This window comes from Corallococcus sp. CA053C, from assembly GCF_003611675.1.
In the GTDB taxonomy this organism is placed as follows: domain Bacteria; phylum Myxococcota; class Myxococcia; order Myxococcales; family Myxococcaceae; genus Corallococcus.
In genome coordinates, this window is sequence record NZ_RAWA01000136.1 from 1 (window position 1) to 21,130 (window position 21,130).

17 protein-coding genes are annotated in these 21,130 nt (G+C 70.6%); 5 read left to right on the forward strand and 12 right to left on the reverse strand.

Annotation, left to right across the window (positions count from 1 at the left end; translation table 11 throughout):
* Nucleotides 1-2,060, forward strand: a 2,060-nt coding sequence (locus tag D7V97_RS19290) for a peptidase (RefSeq protein ID WP_120612135.1), incomplete at its 5' end; no start/stop codon positions are given.
* 9 nt (nucleotides 2,061-2,069) lie between these two features.
* On the opposite strand, the gene D7V97_RS19295 is transcribed toward D7V97_RS19290, so the two are convergent.
* Entirely contained in the window at nucleotides 2,070-3,242 is a 1,173-nt protein-coding gene (locus tag D7V97_RS19295; RefSeq protein ID WP_120612121.1) for an AI-2E family transporter, read from the reverse strand.
* Nucleotides 3,243-3,382: 140 nt separating this feature from the next.
* On the opposite strand from D7V97_RS19295, the gene D7V97_RS19300 reads away from it, so the two are divergent.
* On the forward strand, nucleotides 3,383-3,799 hold the full coding sequence (locus D7V97_RS19300) for a DoxX family protein (protein ID WP_120612122.1): 417 nt from the start codon (nucleotides 3,383-3,385) through the stop codon (nucleotides 3,797-3,799).
* 6 nt (nucleotides 3,800-3,805) lie between these two features.
* On the opposite strand, the gene D7V97_RS19305 is transcribed toward D7V97_RS19300, so the two are convergent.
* A complete protein-coding gene (locus D7V97_RS19305; protein ID WP_233582979.1) occupies nucleotides 3,806-4,963 on the reverse strand; it encodes a threonine/serine exporter ThrE family protein in 1,158 nt (385 codons plus the stop codon).
* 38 nt (nucleotides 4,964-5,001) lie between these two features.
* Between D7V97_RS19305 and D7V97_RS19310 the strand changes: the two genes are divergently transcribed.
* The gene (locus D7V97_RS19310) at nucleotides 5,002-5,814 is read left to right on the forward strand and encodes a pseudouridine synthase (RefSeq protein WP_120612136.1); all 813 of its coding nucleotides are present in this window, start codon (nucleotides 5,002-5,004) and stop codon (nucleotides 5,812-5,814) included.
* Between the two features lie 83 nt (nucleotides 5,815-5,897).
* Here D7V97_RS19310 and D7V97_RS44170 read toward each other — a convergent pair whose 3' ends face one another.
* The 8 genes from D7V97_RS44170 to D7V97_RS19360 form a co-directional block, all read right to left on the reverse strand.
* Nucleotides 5,898-6,107, reverse strand: a complete 210-nt coding sequence (locus tag D7V97_RS44170; RefSeq protein ID WP_147444873.1) for a hypothetical protein — start codon at nucleotides 6,105-6,107, stop codon at nucleotides 5,898-5,900.
* A gap of 119 nt (nucleotides 6,108-6,226) precedes the next feature.
* Complete coding sequence (locus D7V97_RS19320) at nucleotides 6,227-7,879, reverse strand: serine/threonine-protein kinase (RefSeq protein ID WP_120612125.1); 1,653 nt, start codon at nucleotides 7,877-7,879, stop codon at nucleotides 6,227-6,229.
* Nucleotides 7,880-7,984: 105 nt separating this feature from the next.
* Nucleotides 7,985-8,278, reverse strand: a complete 294-nt coding sequence (locus D7V97_RS44175; protein ID WP_147444874.1) for a hypothetical protein — start codon at nucleotides 8,276-8,278, stop codon at nucleotides 7,985-7,987.
* Between the two features lie 761 nt (nucleotides 8,279-9,039).
* Entirely contained in the window at nucleotides 9,040-11,046 is a 2,007-nt protein-coding gene (locus D7V97_RS19335) for a serine/threonine-protein kinase (RefSeq protein WP_120612128.1), read from the reverse strand.
* Between the two features lie 148 nt (nucleotides 11,047-11,194).
* Nucleotides 11,195-12,094 carry a glycoside hydrolase family protein gene (locus D7V97_RS19340; protein ID WP_120612129.1) on the reverse strand — a complete coding sequence of 300 codons (900 nt, stop codon included), beginning with the start codon at nucleotides 12,092-12,094 and terminating at the stop codon, nucleotides 11,195-11,197.
* Nucleotides 12,095-12,209: 115 nt separating this feature from the next.
* Nucleotides 12,210-13,031 carry a hypothetical protein gene (locus tag D7V97_RS44700; RefSeq protein ID WP_158623402.1) on the reverse strand — a complete coding sequence of 274 codons (822 nt, stop codon included), beginning with the start codon at nucleotides 13,029-13,031 and terminating at the stop codon, nucleotides 12,210-12,212.
* A gap of 183 nt (nucleotides 13,032-13,214) precedes the next feature.
* Nucleotides 13,215-14,606 (reverse strand): sigma 54-interacting transcriptional regulator, encoded by a 1,392-nt coding sequence (locus D7V97_RS19355; RefSeq protein WP_120612137.1) that lies wholly within the window; start codon nucleotides 14,604-14,606, stop codon nucleotides 13,215-13,217.
* A 40-nt stretch (nucleotides 14,607-14,646) separates the two neighbouring features.
* Nucleotides 14,647-17,379: a serine/threonine-protein kinase gene (locus D7V97_RS19360; RefSeq protein ID WP_120612131.1), complete on the reverse strand. Its 2,733-nt coding sequence runs from the start codon at nucleotides 17,377-17,379 to the stop codon at nucleotides 14,647-14,649.
* A 143-nt stretch (nucleotides 17,380-17,522) separates the two neighbouring features.
* Between D7V97_RS19360 and D7V97_RS19365 the strand changes: the two genes are divergently transcribed.
* A complete protein-coding gene (locus tag D7V97_RS19365) occupies nucleotides 17,523-18,170 on the forward strand; it encodes a hypothetical protein (RefSeq protein WP_120612132.1) in 648 nt (215 codons plus the stop codon).
* 93 nt (nucleotides 18,171-18,263) lie between these two features.
* Nucleotides 18,264-18,437 carry a hypothetical protein gene (locus D7V97_RS44705; protein WP_158623403.1) on the forward strand — a complete coding sequence of 58 codons (174 nt, stop codon included), beginning with the start codon at nucleotides 18,264-18,266 and terminating at the stop codon, nucleotides 18,435-18,437.
* Between the two features lie 20 nt (nucleotides 18,438-18,457).
* On the opposite strand, the gene D7V97_RS19370 is transcribed toward D7V97_RS44705, so the two are convergent.
* Both D7V97_RS19370 and D7V97_RS19375 read right to left on the reverse strand, forming a co-directional pair.
* Entirely contained in the window at nucleotides 18,458-19,531 is a 1,074-nt protein-coding gene (locus D7V97_RS19370) for an MBL fold metallo-hydrolase (protein WP_120612133.1), read from the reverse strand.
* A 105-nt stretch (nucleotides 19,532-19,636) separates the two neighbouring features.
* A partial coding sequence (locus D7V97_RS19375) for an ELWxxDGT repeat protein (protein ID WP_120612134.1) occupies nucleotides 19,637-21,130 on the reverse strand: 1,494 nt, incomplete at its 5' end.

Genomic DNA, 21,130 nt, shown 5'->3' on the forward strand with positions numbered 1-21,130 from the left:
GTATAAGAGACAGCTCCGGCAACACCGCCGTCGCCCAGATGTTCGCGCCCGGCGTCGCGGAGCTCACCGCCGCGGAGAAGCGCGTGGCGTGGTCGCTGACACTCGCGGCGCACGCGGGTGAGGACATCGCGTACGACCAGCTCGGCTGGAAGCTGGTGCCGGCGAAGCGGCTGCTCGAAGGCGCCTGGGTCTTCGGGCGGGATGCCCAGAGCGGCACGTCCGGCTTCGACGCGAAGCTGGCGGACTACCTGCTGCGCTTCTACGGCCACGGCGGCAACCACGACAGCACCACTGGCCAGAAGTTCGTCCCGGGCTTCACCGCCGAGCAGCTCCAAGCCGCCGCCCTGCGCGCCCTGAAGGCCGGCGCCCCGTACCCCGTGAAGGACGAGGCCGCGCTCCAGGCCTGGTTCCAGGACCTGCGGCCCACGCTCTTCGACGCGGCGTTCGAACCGCAGCTCACCTCCAAGGCCCCGCCGCCCGGACAGGACCTGCTCACGGCGTCCTCCAACACCGCCTATGGCCCCGGCGTGACGGAGAAGGACCTCGTGGGCTTCCAGGAGAAGTACCCGCTCAACTCGCGCGTGGTGAAGGAGAACGGCAAGCTCGTGGAGCAGGTGTTCCGCGCCGGCACGCCGGACGGCAAGGTGAAGCCGGGGCTGTACGCGCAGGAGCTGTCGCGCGTCATCGCGCACCTCCAGGAGGCGATGAAGTCCGCGGAGCCCGCGCACCGGGCCGCGCTGGGCAAGCTGGTGCGCTACTTCCAGACGGGCAGCCCGAAGGACTGGGACGCGTACAACATCGCGTGGCTCAAGGTGGATCCGAAGGTGGACGCCAACCTGGGCTTCATCGAGACGTACGTGGACCCTCGCGGCCACAAGGGGCAGTGGGAGGCGTTGATCAACTACCGCGACGCGAAGGAGAACCAGATCATGGAGCTCATGGGTCGCAAGGCCCAGTACTTCGAGGACCGGCTGCCCTGGCCCGCGCAGTACCGCCGCAAGAAGGTCGCGCTGCCGGTGGCCAAGGCCATCAACCTCATCACGTCCAACGCCGAGCCACCCGCGGGCATCAACCTGCCCAACGAGCAGCACATCCGCGAGAAGTACGGCAGCAAGAGCGTGATGATCACCAACGTCATGGACGCCGCCTCCGCCGTCACGCGGCTGCCCCTGGCGCTGGAGTTCTCCCGCACGGCCGAGGACCGCGAGCAGGCGCAGCGCTACTCCGTCACCGCGCGCAAGTGGCTGGTGGCCTTCCACGAGGTGCTGGGCCATGCCTCCGGACAGGTGGACCCGAAGCTCAAGGGCCAGTCCCCGTCCGTGTTCCTGAAGGAGTACGACAACACGCTGGAGGAGGCCCGCGCGGACCTCGTCGCGCTGTGGCACGCCTTCGACCCGGCGCTCGCGGAGCTGTCGCCGGAGCACGACGCCATCGCGAAGCAGATGTACCGGGACTTCCTGGTGGAGGGGCTCACCAACCTGCGCCGGGTGGAGACGGGCAACGCGTTCGAGGAGGACCACCAGCGCGGCCACCACATGACGGTGACGTTCCTGGAGGAGAAGGGCGCGGTGAAGCCGGTGGTGGAGAACGGCCGCACGTACCTCACCATCCCGGACTACGCGAAGATGCGCGAGGCGGTGGGCGAGCTGCTCTCGCGCCTGATGGTCATCAAGGCCACCGGCGACTACGAGGGCATCCGCACCCTGGTGCAGGAGAAGGGCATCCACTTCGACCCGAAGCTGCGCGACGAGGTCGCCCGCCGCGTGAAGGCCGTGGACGTGCCCACGGTGCTGCTGCTCAATTCGCCGCGCGTGGTGCCGGTGCTGGACGCGAAGGGCGACGTGGTGGACCTGAAGGAGGACACCACCCAGGCCTTCGTGGATCAGCACCTGGAGCGCAGCCTGCTGGGCCAGCTGTCGCCCGCGGAGGCCCGCCGCGTCGCGGTGAAGCTCACCGGTTCGCCAGACGCGCTGCGCGAGGCGTTCCGCGCGCTGGGGACGGAAACGACTTCGGCGCCGCCCCCCGCGAAGGGGACCGCGCCGAAGAAGCCCGCGCCCTGAAGGAGCGGGTCAGTGCGGCGTGTCCTCGTCGGTGAGGGGCCGCCCCGACGCCGACGTGAGCACCACGTGCCCGTCGGTGGGCTCCACCGGCGGGCCGCCCGGGGTGGCCGGGTCGCCCGGGCGCGGGTTGGGCCGCCCGTAGTCGCGCTCGTAGATGCGCACCACGGAGAGGAAGAAGGCGACGATGAGCGGCCCCAGCAGCAGGCCCACGGTGCCGAACGCCGCGAGGCCGCCCAGCAGCGCGAAGAAGATGACGGCGCCGTGCTGGTTCATGCCCTTCTTGGCCAGCAGCGGCTTGACGACGTTGTCCACCAGGCCCACCACCACCACGCCCCAGATGGCGAGGAAGAGGGCCGCCCACGGGTGGCCGCTGAGGAACATCAGGCCGGAGGCGAGCAGCACCACCACCGCCGCGCCCACCGCGGGGATGAGCGCGAAGAAGAAGGTGAGGCCCGCGAAGAACAGCGGCGCCGGCACGCCCACGATGAGGAAGCCCACCAGCGCGGCCGCGGCCTGGACGCCCGCGGTGGCCACCGTGGACACCAGCACCGACACCGACGTGCCCCGGAACTCGTGCAGCAGCTCCTTCGTCTGTCCGCGCCGCAGCGGCGACACGCTCTCAATCCACTGCACCAGCCGCTCGCCGTCGGTGAGGAAGAAGAAGAGGGCGATGAGCATCATCGTCGTCTGGAGCACCAGCGAGCCCGTGGCGGCCACCGCGCCCGTCACGGCCCGGGCCGCCGTGCCGCCCTGGTTCGTGACCTGCTCCTGGAGCTTCTGATCCAGCTGCTCCTGCTCCAGCGGGAGCCTGTCGATGAGCGAGCTGACCGGGCCCCGGATGCCGCTGGGGAGCTTCCCCACCAGCCCGTCCATGCCGTCCGTCTTCACGGTCTGCGACACGAAGCGCGCGCCCTCGGACACCTCCGCGACGACGAAGGCGGTGAGGCCGCCCAGGGGCAGCAGCAGCGCCAGCACGATGCCCGTGACGATGAGGCCGGCGGACACGCTGTCGTGGCCGCGCAGCCGGTGACTCAGCCGCCGGTGCAGTCCATGGAAGGTCCCGGCCAGCACCGCCGCCAGGAAGAGCGCTTCCCCGAACGGCCGGATGACCAGGCACAGGAGGAAGATGGACAGCAGGATGAGACCGACGAAGACGCGGCGAGCAACCTGATCAGAAGCCATGGCCCCGCGAATTTAAGGCGCCTGGCCTCTCGGCGGGAGCCCGCCCGGTCGGAATGTTGCAGGAGGAATTCAATGCAAGGAACCTGCCTGCCTGCTCGCTTTGCTTGGGGGTGGCGAAGGGAACGGTAGAGTGCGGCGCCATGCCGCCCTTCGACTCCGCCCGCTTCACCCTCTGGCTTCCCCAGGTGCTGTGCGCCGCCTTCCTGGCCATCCTCTTCCTGCAATCCGGCCTGGACAAGGTCGTGGACTGGAAGGGGAACCTGGGGTGGTTGACGGGCCACTTCGCCAAGTCCCCGCTGAAGGGCGTGGTGGCGCCGATGCTGGCGGTCATCACGCTGCTGGAGCTGGCGGCGGGCGCGCTGAGCGCGGCGGGCGCGGTGGCGCTGGTCGTCAACGGCAACCCGTTCCTCGCGTACCTGGGCGCGGTGCTGTCGGCGGTGTCGCTGCTGGCGCTGTTCTTCGGCCAGCGCATGGCGAAGGAGTACGCGGGGGCGGCGGTGCTGGTGCCGTACTTCGTGGTGGCGCTCGCGGGCGTGTACCTGCTGCGCCTGACGTAGCGCCCTTCAGAGCACCTTGCGCGGGGGCATGATGGCGTTGGCGGACAGCAGGCCCGCCGCCAGCGCCACCGCGACGAGCAACATGGAGAAGGCGGTGTCCACGCCGGCCACCACGTCGCGCTCCAAGAGCGACGCGAGGCTGCGGAAGCCCACGCTGCCGGGCACGAGCAACATCAGGCCCGGCACCACGGTGGTGACGGACGGCCGGTTGCGAAGCCGCGCGAGCGCGTTGCTGCCGATGCCCAGCAGCAGCGCCCCCACGAAGGCCCCGAGCTGCGGCCCGAGCAGCAGCGTCCCCAGCCGGGCGCCTCCGAACGCGGCGGCGCCGGCCAGGGCAATCCAGCCCCAGTCCTGGGGCCGGGCGCGGAAGAGCACCGCGATGGCGAACCCCGCGACGACGAGCGCGACGACAGCCGTGCTGGTGGGCAGCACCGTGGGCAGCGGCCCCACGGGCATGGGGGGCAGCACCTTGGCCACGCGGCTGCCCAGGGCCGCGCCGAAGCCCAACTGGAGGAACACCAGCGCGGCATGCGTGAGGCGCGACGTGCCGGAGATGAGGTTGCGCGTGGCCACCTCGTTGACGGCGATGGTGAGCGTGAGGCCGGGCAAGAGGACGATGAGTCCCGCCAACGTGGCCACCTCGCCGTGCAGGGGGCCGACGAAGTGCGCGGCGAGGCCCGCGAACGCGGCGGAGAGCACGGCCGCCACGGGCTCCAGCACGCGCGCGGTGGTGGGCTGCTTGCGGGTGGCCAGGTCCAGCAGGCCGATGGTCAGGCTGCTGAACCCCGCGACGCCCATCTCCTTCCAGCCGCCGCCGAAGAGGAGGGCCGCGGAGGCGCCGGCCAGCATCCAGCAGAGCAGCTGCAGGGCCGGGCCGTAGCGCGGCGGGCGGGCGAGGATGGCCTCCACGTGGGTCGCGCCCTGCGAGGGCGTGATGCGCCCCTGGATGACGTCGTCCGCGAGCACGTCCAGGAGGATGAGGCGCTCCAGGTCCATGTCCCCGGGCTCCACGCGGATGAGGCTGGTGCGCAAATCCTCGGCGGGACCGAAGGAGGCGAAGATGGAGGTGGGGGTGGAGAAGAAGCGGGCCTCCAGGCCCAGCCGCTCGCTCACCCGCTGCATCAGCCCCTCCAGGCGGTGGCCTTCGTGCTGCGCCTGGGCCACGCATCTGATACAGCGGGCGGGAACCGCGAGGAGGGTGCATGGCGCGCAAGCAACGGACACCGCGATGGTTGGAGGCCGCGAGGCGGCGGGGGGCCGGCGTGCCCGAAGGCGCGCGGGCGGACTGGCTGACCCGGGCGCTGGGCCGGGCTGGCGTCCTGCCGCGTGCGGAAGCGGAGCAGGCCATCCGCGATGGCCGCGTGGAGGTGGACGGGCGCGTGGAGGTGGATCCCTTCGCGCCGGTGGGTGCGGGGACGCGCGTGCGCGTGGACGGCGTGGAGCACGCGCTGACGACGCGGGTGTGGGCGCTGATGTTCCACAAGCCCGTGGGGCCGGTGGTGCACGGCTCGGATCCGGAAGGCGTGGGCACCGTCTTCGAGAGGCTGCGCGCGGTGCTGCCGCCGGAGCTCCAGGGCTTCGAGTGGTACGCGGTGGGCCGGTTGGACCGCGACACCACGGGGTTGCTGCTCTTCAGCAATGACGAACAGCTGGTGCGGCACGCGACGGCGCCGGAGACGCACCTGCCCAAGCGCTACGTGGCGCGCGTGGAGGGAGCGCCCACGGAGGAGACGCTGGGCCGCCTGCGGATGGGGCTGGAGCTGGAGGACGGGCCCACGCGGCTGGCGGGGGCGGCGCTGCGGGAGCCGGACGTCGTCGTGCTCACGCTCACCGAGGGGCGGCACCACCAGGTGAAGCGGATGCTCGAAGCGGTGGGGCACCCGGTGGTCGCGCTGCACCGCGAGGCGGTGGGGGAGGTGGTGCTGGACGTGGCGGAAGGGGCCTTCCGGACGCTCACGGAGCAGGAGGTGTCGGAGGGGCTGGGGTTCCGGCCGGATGAGGTGGACCCCGCGTAGGTGCCGGGCCCGCACGAACGCCCCGACCCGCACAGGGGCGGACCGGGGCGGCGTGTCTGGGATTTGGATTCAGCGAACGGGCATCAGAGTTCGGCGCAGATGTTCCGCACGCAGCAGTTCCAACAGACGGTGTGGCTCTGGCCGCCCTGCTCACAGGCGTACACGCAGGCCGCCATCTCCGGCGTGATGCTGGGGACGGGGGCATCCATCGCGGGGCTGGAGGCGCTCGCGGACGCGCCTCCGACTGCCAGACCCAACAGGAACACGGTCGTGGTGATCAGCTTCCTCTTCATCTGGGGGATCCTTTGGAAGTGCGCCCCGGGTTGAGCGCGCCGCCAATATAACACTGTCTAGATTGTCTTTCCATTCACGGCAGGAAAGACAAGGTAGTGATTTCTGTCTGCTTGGAAGTTTATGGAGACGCGCGTGCGTATGAGAGGAGCTGGATGACACGGTCCCGTCTGGGATAGCCTTCCGGAGTCAGCGTCAGAAAATTCCTGTAGTGCTGCTCGCTCTCGCTGGGCCTTTTAAGCTTGGCCTTGATGACGCCGAGCATGAGTTGGCACTCCGGCTCGGTGGGAAGGGCTGTTGCGCAGCCATTGGCCAACTCAAGCGCCGAGCCAAGGTCCTTGGCCTTGACCAGACTTTGGACTTCTAATTGTATCTTGACGACGTTTTCGGGCGTGGTTCTTCGCGAATCAACGAGACCCTTGACGGTGATCGGGGTTGGGGGGGCGTCCACCGGCTTGGCCGTGACGGGCGGGCTCGTTGGGACTGGAGAAGGCTCCACGGCGGCCACGGCCGGCCGGATGGGCGTGGGAGGCGGAGCCCCGGTTAAGGGCTGGGACGCAGGGGAATCCAGCAGGAGCCAGAGGCACGCCCCCACGGTCAGCAACCCTCCCGCGCTCAATCCATACACCAGCTGGCGCGACATGCCGGATGGGGCCGCGAGGGCATGGGGCTCGGTCGTCTCGGTGATGGAGGGCCTGACGACCCGGGGCATGCGCCGGGTGGGAATCTGCTCCACGGGGGCCAGTGCGGTGGGTTCAGCCGTCGCCGTCGGCTCGCGCCAGGACTTCATCTCCTCCAGGAACGAGCCCGGCACCGGCAGCTCGCGGCCCTCCTGCACCAGGTCACCCCGGAACAGCACCCGCAACAGGTGCGCGACGCTCATCGCGGAGAAGCGCGGGAAGTTCGAGTAGAGAAACCCCGCCAGCGCATCGCCGAACGCATGACTGGATTCAAAGCGCTGGTTCCGGTCCGGGGTCAGCGCCTTCATCACGATGTCATTCAATTCCTTCGGCAGCTCCGGCCGGAGCACGGCAGGCGCGGGAATCTCGCCGCGTCCCACCCGCATCATCACGACGTGGGGCGGGCCCTCCACCGGCAGCTTGCCGCACAGCAATTCATACAACACGACGCCCGTGGCCCAGACGTCGGTGCGGGCATCCACCTCTTCGCCGCGCGCCTGCTCCGGGGAGAAGAAGAGGTACTTGCCCTTCACCACGCCCGGTGCCGTCTTGAAGCCTCGCAAGAGCTGCGCCTTCGCGATGCCGAAGTCGACGATCTTGACCTGCCCCTCGTAGCCCAGCAGCACGTTGTCCGGCGAGATGTCGCGGTGGACGATGCCCAGCGGCGCGCCGCTGCCGTTGGTCCGGGTGTGGGCGTAGTGCAGGCCCCGGCACATCTCCATCGCGATGAAGACAGCGACCGGGGTGGGCAGGGCGGCCATGCCATTCTTCAGGGCGCGCTTGAGGACGCGGTGGAGCGGCTGGCCGTCCACGAACTCCATGGCGAGGAAGTACTCACCATCCACCCGGCCAAAGTCGAAGACCTGCGCGACGCTGCCATGCGAGAGCGTGGCGGAGATGCGCGCCTCGCTGATGAACATGGAGATGAAGGCTTCGTCGTTGGCGTACTCGGGCAGCACCTTCTTGATCAGGACGGGCTTCGTCACCCCCGCGTCGCCTACGAGCTGCGCGCGCCACGTCTCCGCCATGCCGCCCCGGCCCAGCCAGGACACCAGCTCATACCGTCCGAAAACGTCTCCTGTTTGCAGTGCCATGGCCCTGCCATCTTAAGCCCAGATTCCAGAGAAGGCCGAATGGACGATGCCTGGCCTGTCAGCGAGTGGAAACAACTCACTCCGACCCTGGCGCGCGGGCCTTGCTCAAGAGTTCGACGACTTCCGCCCGGCGGGGTTGCTCTTCGCGCAGTCGTTGGCCACCTCCAGCGCGGAGTCATATTGCCGGGTCTGGACCAGACCGGAGACCTTGAGCTGGAACTCCTGTTGCTTGGATTTGACCAGCTGGGAGACCTTCTGCTGCGCCTCCTGGCCCTTGGATTTGATCAGGCCGAAGACGCTCTGCTTCGTCTCGGGTGGAGGGGTCTCGATGGGTTCCGGGGCGCTCGGAGCCGTCTCCTGGAGGTTGCTGGCCGCGACGGCGACAGGGACTTCGGGCACTGGCTCCACGGGAGGCGCGGCAGCCTGGTCGCGTTGAGAGGACTTCGAAACGTGGCCTGTCTTCGCGGGGGCCTTCCGGCTGGGATGCGCTGGCTTCTCGACCGCTGGCTCCTTCAGGCTTTCGGTCGGGACCGCGACCGCCTCTGGTTCCACCACCGCCGGTTCGGGCGCGGCGGGCGTGGGCTCGGGCGGAGGCGCGGGCGTCGCCACGGCCACCACCGCCGGACGGATGGGAGTGGGAGGAGGGGCTTCGGCGAGGGGCTTGGGCGATGCGCCGGGTCTGGATTCCCTCCTGGGCCGCTGGTGCCACGGGCTCCGGCACCACCACGCCCCCACCCCAGGACTTCATCTCCTCCTGGAAGGTGCCCGGCACGGCCAGTTGCCGCCCCTCCTGCACCAGGTCCCTGCGGAACAGCACCCGCAGCAGGTGCGCGATGCTCAGCGACGAGAAGCGCGGGTAGTTCGAATACAGGAACCCCGCCAGGGCTTCACCAAAGGCATGGCTGGATTCAAGGCGCTCGTCCCGGTCCGGCGTCAGCGCCTTCATCACGAGGTCATTCAATGCCTCAGGCAGGTCCGGCCGCAGCTGGTGGAGCGCGGGAATCTCACCTCGCGCCACGCGCGTCATCACGACCTGGGGCGCTCCATCCACCGGCAGCTTGCCGCACAGCAATTCATACAGCACGCCGAACGTCCTGGCCCGACTCGCTTGCAGGCTCGCCAGGGGAGACGGGCGCGTCGACGCGCTGCTTCATCGCGGATCAGTTCCGCGACGCGGCCATCTTGTTCTCAATCAACTTCTTCATGACGGTGGTGCGTTTGGGATGGTCCGCGGGCGCGAGCTGGAGGAACCGCTCATAGCTCTGCGTGCTCTCCTGGAACTGTTCCAGCTTCGCCTGGACCGCCCCCTGAAGCATGTAGCATTCGGGCTCCTGGGGGAGCCGCGTCGTGCATCGGGTGGCCACGCCGAGGGCATCTTCCCAGCGCTCCTGCATCATGAACTGCAGGGTCATGCTCCGCAGGGACTCCAGCTCGGTGCTGCTGGTGGCGCGGGGCGTGACACTGGTCTGCGTCGTCGGGATGGGCTCGCTGCGCCGGGGTGCTGCCGGCAGGGCCTTCAGGCGGTCCGAGACGGCGCCCCGCCGGGGATCCGTGGGCGGGGTGACGTCCAGGAAGGCGCGGTAGTTGAGCGCGCTCTTGTCGTAGAGCCGGAGCCGCTCGTAGGTCAGGCCCGCCGTCATCCGGCAGTCCGCGTTGCGGGGCAGGGCGTCCACGCAGGTCTGGACGAGCCTCGCGGCCCGCGTCAGGTCCTTGCTCTTGCTCAGGCGGTCCACCTCCACCATCAGCCGGGCCAGGCGCGCGTCGTCCCAGTTGTCCGCGGGGGCTGGCGCCGTTGGTGTCTGCGTTGGTGGTGGAGTCGGCGTCGGTTTCGGGGGCGGGAGGACCTCCTCCTTCGTGACGACCTGGGGTTTCACCTCGGCGGGTGGCTGCTGCTTGGGTTCGGGGGCAGGCGCCACTCGCACCATGGGCGCGACGGGCCGGGACAGCTCCCACCAGAGGCCGCCGCCCAGCGCGACGAGCGCCACGCCGCCCAGCGCGAACCGGGCCAGCAGTGGCAGGGACGACCGGGCGGGAACGTTCAGCGCGTCCGTGGGCGGAGGCCGGACCGTCTCCTGCGAATCCTGCGTGACGACGGACACGGGGCTGGGAGGCGGCGTCTGCACGGCCCGGAGCCGCCGGGTGGGAGTCCCCAACTGGGCCGGAGGCTCCCGCCAGGCCTTGAGCTCCACCAGGAAGTCGTCGGGCACCGCCAGCTCGCGGCCCTCCTGGTGCAGGTCGCCCCGGAACAACACCCGCAACAGGTGCGCGATGCTCATCGCGGAGAAGCGCGGGAAGTTCGAATACAGGAACCCCGCCAACGCATCGCCGAACGCATGGCTGGAGGCGAAGCGCTGCGTCTGGTCCGGGTTCAGGGCCTTGAGGACGATGTCGTTGAGTTCCGCGGGCAGGTCCGGCCGCAGCTCGCTCAGCGGAGGGATTTCGCCGTGAGCGACCTTCATCATCACGACGTGGGGCGGGCCATCCACCGGCAACCTGCCGCACAGCAGCTCATACAGCACGACGCCCGTGGCCCAGACATCGGTGCGCGCATCCACCTCTTCTCCGCGCGCCTGCTCCGGGGAGAAGAAGAGGTACTTGCCCTTCACCACGCCCGGCGCCGTCTTGAAGCCTCGCAAGAGCCTGGCCTTCGCGATGCCGAAGTCGACGATCTTGATCTGGCCCTCGTAGCCGACGAGGACGTTGTCCGGAGAGATGTCGCGGTGGACGATGCCCAGCGGCGCGCCGCTGCCGTCCGTGCGCGTGTGCGCGTAGTGCAGGCCCCGGCACATCTCCATCGCGATGAAGACGGCGACGGGGATGGGCAGGGCGGTCAGGCCACTCTTCATCGCGCGCTTGAGGACGCGGTGGAGGGGCTGCCCGTCCACGAACTCCATGGCGAGGAAGTACTCGCCATCCACCCGCCCGAAGTCGAAGACCTGCGCGACGTTGCCATGGGAGAGCGTGGCGGAGATGCGCGCCTCGCTGATGAACATGGAGATGAAGGCTTCGTCGTCGGCGTACTCGGGGAGGACCTTCTTGATGAGGACCGACTTCGTCACCCCCGCGGCGCCCACGAGCTGGGCGTGCCACGTCTCCGCCATGCCGCCCCGGCCCAGCCAGGACACCAGCTCATACCGCCCGAAGGTGTCTCCGGCTTGCAGTGCCATTCCCGGCCTACCTTACCCCCAGAATCCTGGATGGGCCGAGTAGACGACTTCCCGACTGTTTGACGCTGGAGGGGGCTCCTCCTTCCGGCCGGAGGGCAGGCGTCCTGGAATGTAGGGCGGGGCCTCACCCACACCGCATGGCGGGTGGTCAGGGGGCCTGCGTCGAAGTGCCGGCCGCGAGCGTGACGTACAGGCGGCCCAGTTCGGTCAGCTCGCCGGAGGCTCCCAGCAGGTTGATGGCAGGGATTTCATTGTTGCGCCCGGAGAACCACGCGTAGCGCTCGATGCCAGGCTCCGACTCCATCCAGGTGATGGCATCCACCATGTACTTCTTCTGGACCTCCACGGTGATCTCGTTGGGGGGGCGGTCGCCGCAGGCGAACTCGGTGAGCCAGAGGGGCTTGTTGTACTTCTTGAACAGGCCCACGTACCACTTGAGCGCGCCCAGGTCGCACGCGTACCAGTGCACCGCGATGGCATCCACCTGGCAGCCCTGGCAGGCCTTGAAGAAGGCATCCAGGTACGCCACCGGGTCGGTGAAGGTGACGCCGTCCTCCGACACGCAGTCACCGCAGTAGTTCACCGCCGGGGACACCAGCTTGAGCTGCTTGCGGCGGGCCACCTCCTCCAGCACGGGCCAGAGGGCCGCGGCCTGGCGGGGCGTCTTGTTCGCCTGGCTCTTGAAGTTGGGCTCGTTGAAGCCCAGCAGGTACTGGGCGCCCGCGGGGATCTCCGACGCGAGCTGATCCGCGGTGGGGGTGCCGCCCCAGGCCATCGGGACGAAGGTGACGGCCTGGGAGGCATAGACGCTCGCCGCGCCGTCCTCGGGCTTGGGCGACCAGTTGTACCACCAGCTCATCCCGGGGGAGAGCGCCTTCAGGTCCGCCGCCGAGTGATAGCCATAGGCGATGCCACGCTTCGCGCTCTTCGTGGCGCCGGGCAGCGGAGGGTCTGTCTGGGGTTGCCCACCGGAGGCGGGGTCGCACGCGAGGAGCGGCAGCAACAGGACGGCCAGGGACAGCGTCGGGAGGTGCCAGGGGCGGGTCATGAGAGGGGACGCTACACGGCTCCGGGCTTGAGCACGGTGTCGTAGACGCGCTGGGAGAGGCCGGCGTCCAGGAAGTCCATCTCCCCGCCGACATTGCCAATCACTCTCGGGGGGCTCAGATGGCGGGGATGTCAGAAGCGAAGCGGTGATTGGTCGCCAGCGAGCTGGGATCCGCCTGGTAGGCCGCGAGGATCTTGTGGGCGTTGTTCGCCAGGCTGCGCTCGAAGGCGTGGGCGTCATCGTTCCGGACATCCACGTTGCTGCTGAGACGCTGGTTGGGATCCGTGTAGTTCGTGGCGCCGCCCCGCGCGTGGTGCAGGTAGTTGTTGGCACCCATGGTTCGCATGGCGTTGAGGGCGACGCCGACGTTGAGCTCGATGGCCTTCGCATCCGTCCCGTTGAGCTGGCTCAGGTCCCCCGGCACGGCATCGCCTCCGAAGGACTGGATGAGGTCCTTGTTGAGGTTGAAGGGGCCGAAGTTGGTGGCGGAGCCGTTCTTGCTGAAGTCCGTGCCGCCCTCCTGCATGGACTGCGCGACGAGCAGCGCCGCCTCCTCCTGGCTGGCGCCCGCCTTCGTCGCGGCATTGAACACCTCGGTCTTCCAGTAGCCCGCCGGGTGGCCGTTGTACTGCTGGTTCTCCTCGTAGGAGAGCTCCGGGTAGACCTGGTCGGCGCCGTGCGTGCCCGCCTGGACGACGGACTCGGCGCTGACGGCGGCCTCTCCGGCGCCCGCTGGCGTCGTCAGCGGCGTCGCGGCCTGCGTCGTCTGCGCCCTTGAGGTCCCCGCTTCGAAGCTGTCGGTCCGGAACTGCTGGACGATGGGGTGGACCGCCGGGGGCTGCGTCTGCGTGGCCTGCTGCGCCTGCGCGGCCTGCTGCGTCTGCGTGACGGGGGTGGGCTTGAACGCAGGACGCTGGGTGATGGCGGAGAGGGTCATGGGAGGGTTCCTTCTTCGGAGTGCGTGTGGGGCCAGTTGCGGCCGTGTGCGCTGTTCCAAAGCAGGTCCCGTACCAACCCGTTTCGCGTGCTCCCTCAGGAGCCTTCAGAGGGGAGCCGCTCGGGCCTGGTCCTCCGGTGGGTGACAGGAGTCACCCGACCCCGTTCAGGTGGGTGACAGGAGTCACCCGGCGTCGTCGTCCGGCGAGGGCTTGCCGTCGCTGAGCTCCAGGCCGTGCTTGCGCATCAGCTTGCGCAGGTAGACCCGGTCGATGCCGGCCTCTCTCGCGGCGTGGTTGAAGCGGCCCTCGCAGCGCTTGAGCAGGCTCATGAGGTAGTCGCGCTCGAAGCCCTCGACGAGCTGCTCCTTGGCCTCCTTGAACGGCCGGGCGAGGTCCACGTCTCCGCCCGCGCGAGACGCCGCCCGGTGGGGAACGCCCGGGTCGATGTCCGGCAGGGACTCCTCGCCCAGGTTCACCACGCGGGCCACCACGTTGCGCAGCTCGCGCACGTTGCCGGGCCAGGGGTACTGGAGGAGCAGCGCGCGCGTCTGATCCGACAGGGCGCTGGGCGGCTTGCCCAGGCGCTCCAGCACGGTGTCGATGAGCAGCGGGATGTCCTCCGGGCGCTCGCGCAGCGGCGGTAGCACCACGCGCAGCACGGCCAGCCGGTGGAAGAGGTCGCGGCGGAACTTCTCCGCCTTCACCGCGGCCTCCAGGTCCACGTGCGTGGCGGCCACCACCCGCAGGTCCAGCGTGCGGTAGTCGTTGCCGCCCACGCGCTTCACCTCGCGGCGCTCCAGCACCCGCAGCAGGCGCGGTTGCAGCTCCAGGGGCAGCTCGCCCACCTCGTCCAGGAAGACGGTGCCACCCTGGGCGCGCTCGAAGGCTCCGGCCCGTTCGCCGTGCGCTCCGGTGAAGGCGCCCTTCACGTGGCCGAACAGCTCCGACTCGATGAGCGAGGGCGCGATGCCGGCCAGGTCCACCACCACGAAGGGCTTCTTCGCTCGCGGGCCCTCGCGGTGCAGCCCTTCCGCGCACAGCTCCTTGCCGGTGCCCGTCTCGCCCTGGATGAGCACGTCGGAATCACCCGGCGCCATGCGCTCCAGGAAGGTGAAGACCTCGCGCATCTTGCGGCTGGTGCCCACCAGCGCCCCGAAGTGGTCGCGCGAGGACAGCAGGCGCGAGCGCTCGCGGGTGTCCTCCGGCATCACCTTGAGCTGGGTGGAGCCCAGGGTGAGGACGACGCCGGGCTGCACCTCCAGCTCGGAGAAGCGCAGGCCCTGGCAGAATGAGCCGTTGTACGAGCCCAGGTCCGTGGCGACGACGCGGTCCTCCGCCACGTCCAGGCGCAGGTGCTGACGGGACACGGCGCTGTCGTCGAGCACGATGTCGCAGTCCGGGCTCTTGCCCAGCCGGTACGTGCCCACCGGCAGCGGGTGGCCCTTGCCGGCCTCCGGACCGGACAGCACCCACAGCTTCAGCCGGACCTTGCCCGCGGGCTTCGCCGGAAGCGTCGTGGTCCGGTCGAGCTGCTGTTCCTTCGGGTCGTTCCGCTCGTCGTCCTGTCGCGCCACGGGCGGCACGCTACCACGCGCGCCGGGGCCCACCGACGGGTCAGCGACCGTCGCGACGGTGGGGATCCACGGGGGGCGGGGTGCTCGCCGGGTGGGCTTCCAGCCAGCGTGCCACCTCGGCGGCGCGGGGCTCGCGCGTCGCGTGCACGAAGCGCACGCGGGCCGCTTCCGCCTCCTGTCGCGCGGGCCCCGGCTCCCCGGCGTCCCACAACGCCTTCGCGAGCGCGAAGCCCGAGTCCGCCAGCGTCTCGTCCGGAAGGGACGCGTAGCCCACGGCCAGACGCAGCGGTGCGATGGCGTCCTTCGCGCGGCCCAGGCCCAGGAGCGCCTGGCCCACGCCGTCATAGGAGTACTGGAGCGTCTCCTCGCCGGGCGCCACCTGCTGCTTCATCGCCAGGGCCTCCTCGTAGACGCGCAGCGCGTCGTCGTAGCGGCCCAGTTCCAGCAGGCACATGCCCACCTCGTCCAGCCCCTCCGCCACGGGCAGCGTGCGCGCGCCCAGCAGCGTCTTGCGGATCTCCACGGCCGCGCGGGCATGTGTCAGCGCCTGGGCCGCGTCTCCCGTCTCGCGCAGCGCCCAGGAGAGCGCGTCGTGCCTGCGCGCCGTGTCCGGGTGCAGCGGCCCCACCGCGGCCTCTGTCTGCGCCAGCGCGCGCGTGAGCAGCGCCACGCCGCGCGCCTTGTCTCCCATCCGCGTCGCCAGCCCTCCCTGGAGGAAGGTGATGCGCGCGCGCAGTGGATGCCCTGCTGGCAGCACCGACTCCGCGCGCGCCTGCGCCTCGTCGAACAGCGTGCGCGCCCGCACCAGGTCGCCCTTCGCCGACGCGAGGTTGCCCTGGTTGATGCGCACCTCCGCCTCCAGCGCCGCGTCTCCTCCCATCCGCCGCAGCGTCGCGTCCGCGAGGCCGCTCCAGACGTCCGCCTGCTCGAAGTGCTTCTGGCCCTCCTCCACGTAGAGGAGCCGGTTGAGGATGAGCACCTTCAGTCGGTCCGCGCGCCCGGCCTCCGCGTCGAAGGCGGCCTGACGCAGCGACGCGGCTGCCTCCGCGGAAGCGCCCAGCTGCTCGCGCATCCAGCCCTGTTGCAGGTGGAGCCGCGCCATCAGCGGCGCATACCCCGTCGCCTGCACGCCGGTGACGAGCGGCGCGAGCTTCTCCTGCGCCTGGGTGAGGCGTCCGCCGTCCACCAGCACCTTCACCTCGGAGAGCCGCGCCTCCAGCCGCTCCACCTCGGCGCGCTTCGTCGGCTCCTCCGGCAGTCGCTGCTGTTCTCCGAGCGTCGCCACGTCCGCGCACTCGCCCAACGCGGGCAGCGCGTTCACCGGCGTGAGCGCCTTCTCCACCAGCGGCCGATCCGCCGTGGCCAGCAGCTCCACCACCGCGCGCGCGTCGTTGCGCCGCCGCTCCAGGCACACCACGCGCTCCACGCGCAGGGCTTCGGGCTGCGTGCCGCTCACGCGCGTGGCCTCGCAGGCTTCGGTGTGCTGCCGGCTCCACGCGCTCGCGTACGCGTCCAGGGCCCTGGCCACGCGCTCCGTCATGCCCGCGGCGAGCGGACTGCCCGTGGCGAGGAAGGCCTGATCCACCCGCTGGCGCTGCGCGGGGCCCCACACCTCCGCCATCAGCGCGTCCGAGCCCGCGCACACCTGGGAGCGCTGATAGAGCGCGCCGCCTCCCAGCGCGAGCCCCACGACCCCCACGCCCGCGATGACGAGGGCCCGACGCTTCCGGGCGCGCCGCTGCTCCTGGCCCAGCGCGTCCAGCAGGGCGGAGAGCGTGGGGTAGCGGTCCTGGGGGCGCAGCGACAGGCCCCGCATCACCGCCTGCCGAACCCATGCGGGCACATGGGCCTCGCGCGGGGGCTCCACGATGGAGGGCGCCTGGGGCCCGCTCAGGTCGGAGGGGCTTCGCAGCGCCTGCATGCGCTCCGTGTCGAAGGGGCGCTGGCCGTAGAGCGCGTAGTAGAGCGCCGCGCAGAAGCTGAACTGATCCGTGCTCGCATCCGGCACGGCGCCCATGACCTGCTCGGGCGACATATAGTTCGGCGTGCCCATCACCGCGCCCGTGGCGGTGATGGGCGCATCCAGCATGCGGCGCTCTCCCAGCAACTCGCCCGGCCCCGGCCCGGCCGTGGTGTCCTCGTCGCCGGGCGTGGTGCCCACCTGTCGCGCGAGCCCGAAGTCCGTGACACAGACGCGGCCCCGGTCATCCACCAGCACGTTGGCCGGCTTGAAGTCGCGGTGCACCAGCCCCACCGCATGCGCGGCCACCAGCCCCCGGCCCGCGGCGAGGTACACGTCCAGCACCTCGCGCCAGGAGCGTGGGGCCTGCTTGAGCCACTGGCTCAGCGTGCCCCCGTCGATGAGCTCCATCGCCAGGAACACCTGCGCGCCCCACACGCCCACGTCGAACACCGGGATGACGTGCGGATGGGAGATGCGCGCCATCGCCTGCGCCTCGCGCAAGAGCCGCGCGCGCCCCACCTCCGAGTCCGCGTGCCCGTCCGGACGCAGCAGCTTCAGCGCCACCTTCCGGTCCAGGTCCGGATCATAGGCCGCGTACACCACGCCCATGCCGCCCGCGCCCAGCGGTCGCAACAACAGGTAGCGGCCCACCTGCACGGAGGGCGGCGGCCCCGGACGCGGAAGCCTGTCCGAGCCGTTCGTCCCCGGCGCGCCCTCGCCCTGCGCCCGGGGCAGGGGGCGCGTCGCCTCCTCCTCCGGACCGCGCGCGCGGAGCGTTGCCTCAGGCTCCTCTCCCGTGCGGGCTTTCATGGCGCGCGCCATCCTAGTGGGCCGCTGGTTCTCGCCGCCATGACGCTGCTTTCCCTTCTTTCTGGGCAGGTGTGACAACTTCCCACGCGCTGGCCCGGATAATGCGAAGCGCTCCGTGTCCCCCAAGCACGAAGGATGCCGACATGACCGTCTCCCCCCTGGCGAATCCCCGCCCGGCCATTCGCCCCGAGCCCCCGCGTGAGTCCACCGTGCAGGCTCCCGCCGTCACGCAGGCGCAGCCGCCCCCGGAGCCGGTCCACGAGGTCGCGAAGCCGGCCGCCGAACTCCAGAAGGACACGTACGAGGAGAACCCGGCCGTGGCCGCGGAGTGGGCCGCCCGGTACGCGGCGAACGGGCTGCGGCCCCAGGCGGTCGCGAGCACGTCGGAGATGGAGGCGGCGCCGTCCATCACGGATGCGCCAGCCACGGGCGCCAAGGGCTGGACGCAGCCCACGCCAGTGATTCAGCAGACGGATCCGACCAACTGCGGAGCCGCGACCGCCGCCATGCTGGTGCGCGCGGCGGGTGGGGCGCAGGGTCAGACGGACGCGCAGCTCGTGAAGGGCCTGGAGTCGAAGTACGCCGACGGCAAGGGCACGACGCCGGATCAGATGGCCCGCATGCTCGCGGGCCAGGGCTTCGAGGTGACGCGTGGCGCCTCCAACTTCGACCGCGACGCGCTGGATCAGGCCCTCTCCTCGGGGAAGAAGGCCGTGGCGATGGTGGACTCGAACCTCATCCAGCCCGGCGCCGAGGGGCGTGCCGCGGATGGCAGCGCGCACTGGGTGTAGATCGACGGCAAGGACGCGCAGGGCCAATACCAGATCAAGGACTCGGCCTCGGGCACCAGCTACAGCGTCGGGCTCCACCAGCTCACGGATGCGATGAACTCCGGCTGGAGCACGTTCAACGGGGGCGGCATGCTCATCGTGAACCCGACGGGCGGGGACGTGAGCGCGCTCGCCCACGCGAACGAGGACCACTCGGCCTCGCTTGGCGACACGTCCGGCATCGGCTCCAAGACGGCCTCCGCCGGCACCCGCGAGTCAGGCTCCTAGCCGCCCGCGCGCTGCAAGCCTCAGGGCGCTGGCTGCGGCACGAGCCGGCGCTCGCCCACCTCGCGCCACCACGGCGTCGCACCCTCCACGCGCGAGGGCTCCAGGCTCTGGCCCAGGCCCGGCGTGAAGAGGCGCACCTGCTGTTCGGTGGCCAGCCGCACCAGCGTCTCCGCGGGCTCGTCCCAGGCGTGCATCGCCAGGTTGAAGGTGCCCCAGTGCACCGGCATCAGCGTGCCGCCGCCCAGCATGGCGTGCGCCTTGAGCGCGTTCTCCGGGCCCAGGTGGATGGTGCCCCAGCTCGGATGGAAGGCGCCCACCTCCAGCATCACCAGGTCGAAGGGGCCGTGACGCTGTCCAATCTCCTCGAACTCCGACGTGAGGCCGGTGTCGCCGCTGAAGAACAGCCGGTGCTTGTCGGTGGTGAGCACCCACGACGCCCACAGCGTCTTGTTGCGGTCGCCCAGGCCGCGGCCGGAGAAGTGCTGCGAGGGCGCGGCGGTGAAGCCCACCGGGCCCACGCGGTGGTGCTCCCACCAGTCCAGCTCCGTGATGAGCTCCGGCGCCACGTCGAACGCCTCCAGGTGGCGCCCCACGCCCAGCGCGGTGATGAACGGCACCCGCCGCTTCGCCAGCGCCTGGATGGTGCTCCGGCACAGGTGGTCGAAGTGGTCGTGCGACACCAGCACCGCGTCCAGGTCCGGCAGCGCTTCGACGGGGACGGGCGGGGCGTGGAAGCGCTTGGGACCCGCGAAGGACACGGGCGAGGCCCGGTCTCCGAAGACGGGGTCGGTGAGCACGCGCGCGCCGTCCACCTCCAGCAGCATCGTGCTGTGGCCCAGCCAGGTGACGCGCAGGCCGGTGTCCGGTGCGCGGGCCCAGGTGCCGCGCGGGTCGTCCACTGGCAGCGGGCCCGGCGGCGTGCGCTGCGAGCCGCCGAAGAAGTACTCCCCCAGGATGGGCAGCGGGTTGCCCTGGATGCCGGGGCCCACGGGGGCGGTGTTGCGGAAGCCCTGGCCCGCGAACTGCCGGGAGGCCCGGCTGCGCTCGAGGCGCTGTCCCGCGAGACGTGCACTGGCGCTGACGACGGTGGACATGCGCCGGTGTCTAACACCCCCATGTCCGTCCGGCACGCTCACCCGCCAGGAGCCCTGGCGGGCAGGGCTCCGTCCCGTCGTCAGGCGCGGGAGTGCGCGGGACGCCTACTCCTCGGCTTCCGGCGCCACGCAGGTGTTGGTGAGCGCGGTGGACCAGAGCTGACCGGACCGGGTCTCGTCGTAGGCGCTGAAGTAGACGCGCGAGCCCACGCGGAAGAAGTCGCGGGGGTAGGAGGAGGCGTCCGTGCCGGCCGTGTTGATGTCCTTGAGCCGGCGCGTCCCGCCCGGCGTGCCGTTGCTCACCCAGGGCTCGATGCCCTCGCCGGTCGCTTCGTACGCGCTGAAGAAGACGAGGTTGTCCGCCACCGCGTACACCGGCGAGCCGTACTCGTCGCTCAGGCTGAGCGGGCGGCGCAGCAGCTGCGTGCCGTTGGCGGTGCCGTTCGTGACCCAGAGCTGGGTGTCGCGTGGCGCCGGGCTGTCGCTGCTGATGTTGACGGAGAAGAACAGCTTCGTGCCCCCCGGCGCGATGCTCACGGCGCTGATGCTGGGGAACGCCGGGCCCTGTCCGGCGTAGAAGTTGGTCAGGGTGACGAAGGGCGTCGGGTTCCCCCCCGCGAGCGGGACGCGGTAGAGGACCATGTACTGGGTGCTGAACGAAGTGCTCGTGACGTAGGCGTACGCACCCAGCGCGCCCAGCAGACGCACGGAGCGCGTGGCGCCGAAGGACGCGAGCCGCACCGTGCCGCCCGCCGTACCGTCCGACTTCCACAGCTCCGTCAGGCCGCTGCTCTCCTCCAGCGTGAACAGCGCGAACGTCCCCGAGGAGCGCACGTCGAACGGAAAGGTGTCGGGGCCCGCGTCCAGCCGCTTCAGCTGGAAGGTGCCCGCGGCGGTGCCGTCCGTCTTCCAGAGGTTCGTCGCGCCGGTGAGCTCGCGCACGAAGAAGAGCAGCGCGTTGCCCACCTTCGCGTCCAGGAAGCTCACGTCCACGCTCGTGCCGAAGTCGCGCAGGCGCACCGTGCCGGTGGCGGTGCCGTCCGACTTCCACAGCTCGAAGCGCGTGGCGTCGGCGCTGGCGTCGTACGACTCCTTGAAGAAGACGAGGTCGTTGCCCACCGCGGTCAGGTGCGTGAGGAACGAGCCCTCCACGCCCGGGGTGAGGTCCTTGACGAAGCGGGTGCCCGCGTTCGTGCCGTCACTCACCCACAGCTCCTGACCATGGGCCGCGTCCCCCGCCTGGAAGAAGAGCCAGGTCGGGGTGGCGGTGAGGCTGGACACGTTGGGCGCGCCGACGCCCGGGGTGGTGGCGAAGCTCTTCACCCGCGTGGTGCCCGCGTCGGTGCCGGTGCTCTTCCAGAGCTCGCGGCGGCCGTCCTCGAAGTTCACCGCGAAGTAGAGCGTCCCCTGGAAGTCCGCGAAGCTGTCCGGGTGCGCCGCGAAGCGCGGGATGCCCAGCTCCGAAGGGGGCAGGATGGTCTTCACCCGCTGGGTGGCCGCCGCGGTGGGAGGACAGAAGGCCTCCTGCTCCACCGTCTGCTCCGCCTCCGAGGAGGGCTCCTGTCCGAAGCCGTGCTCGCCCCCCGCGTCCTCCAGCGC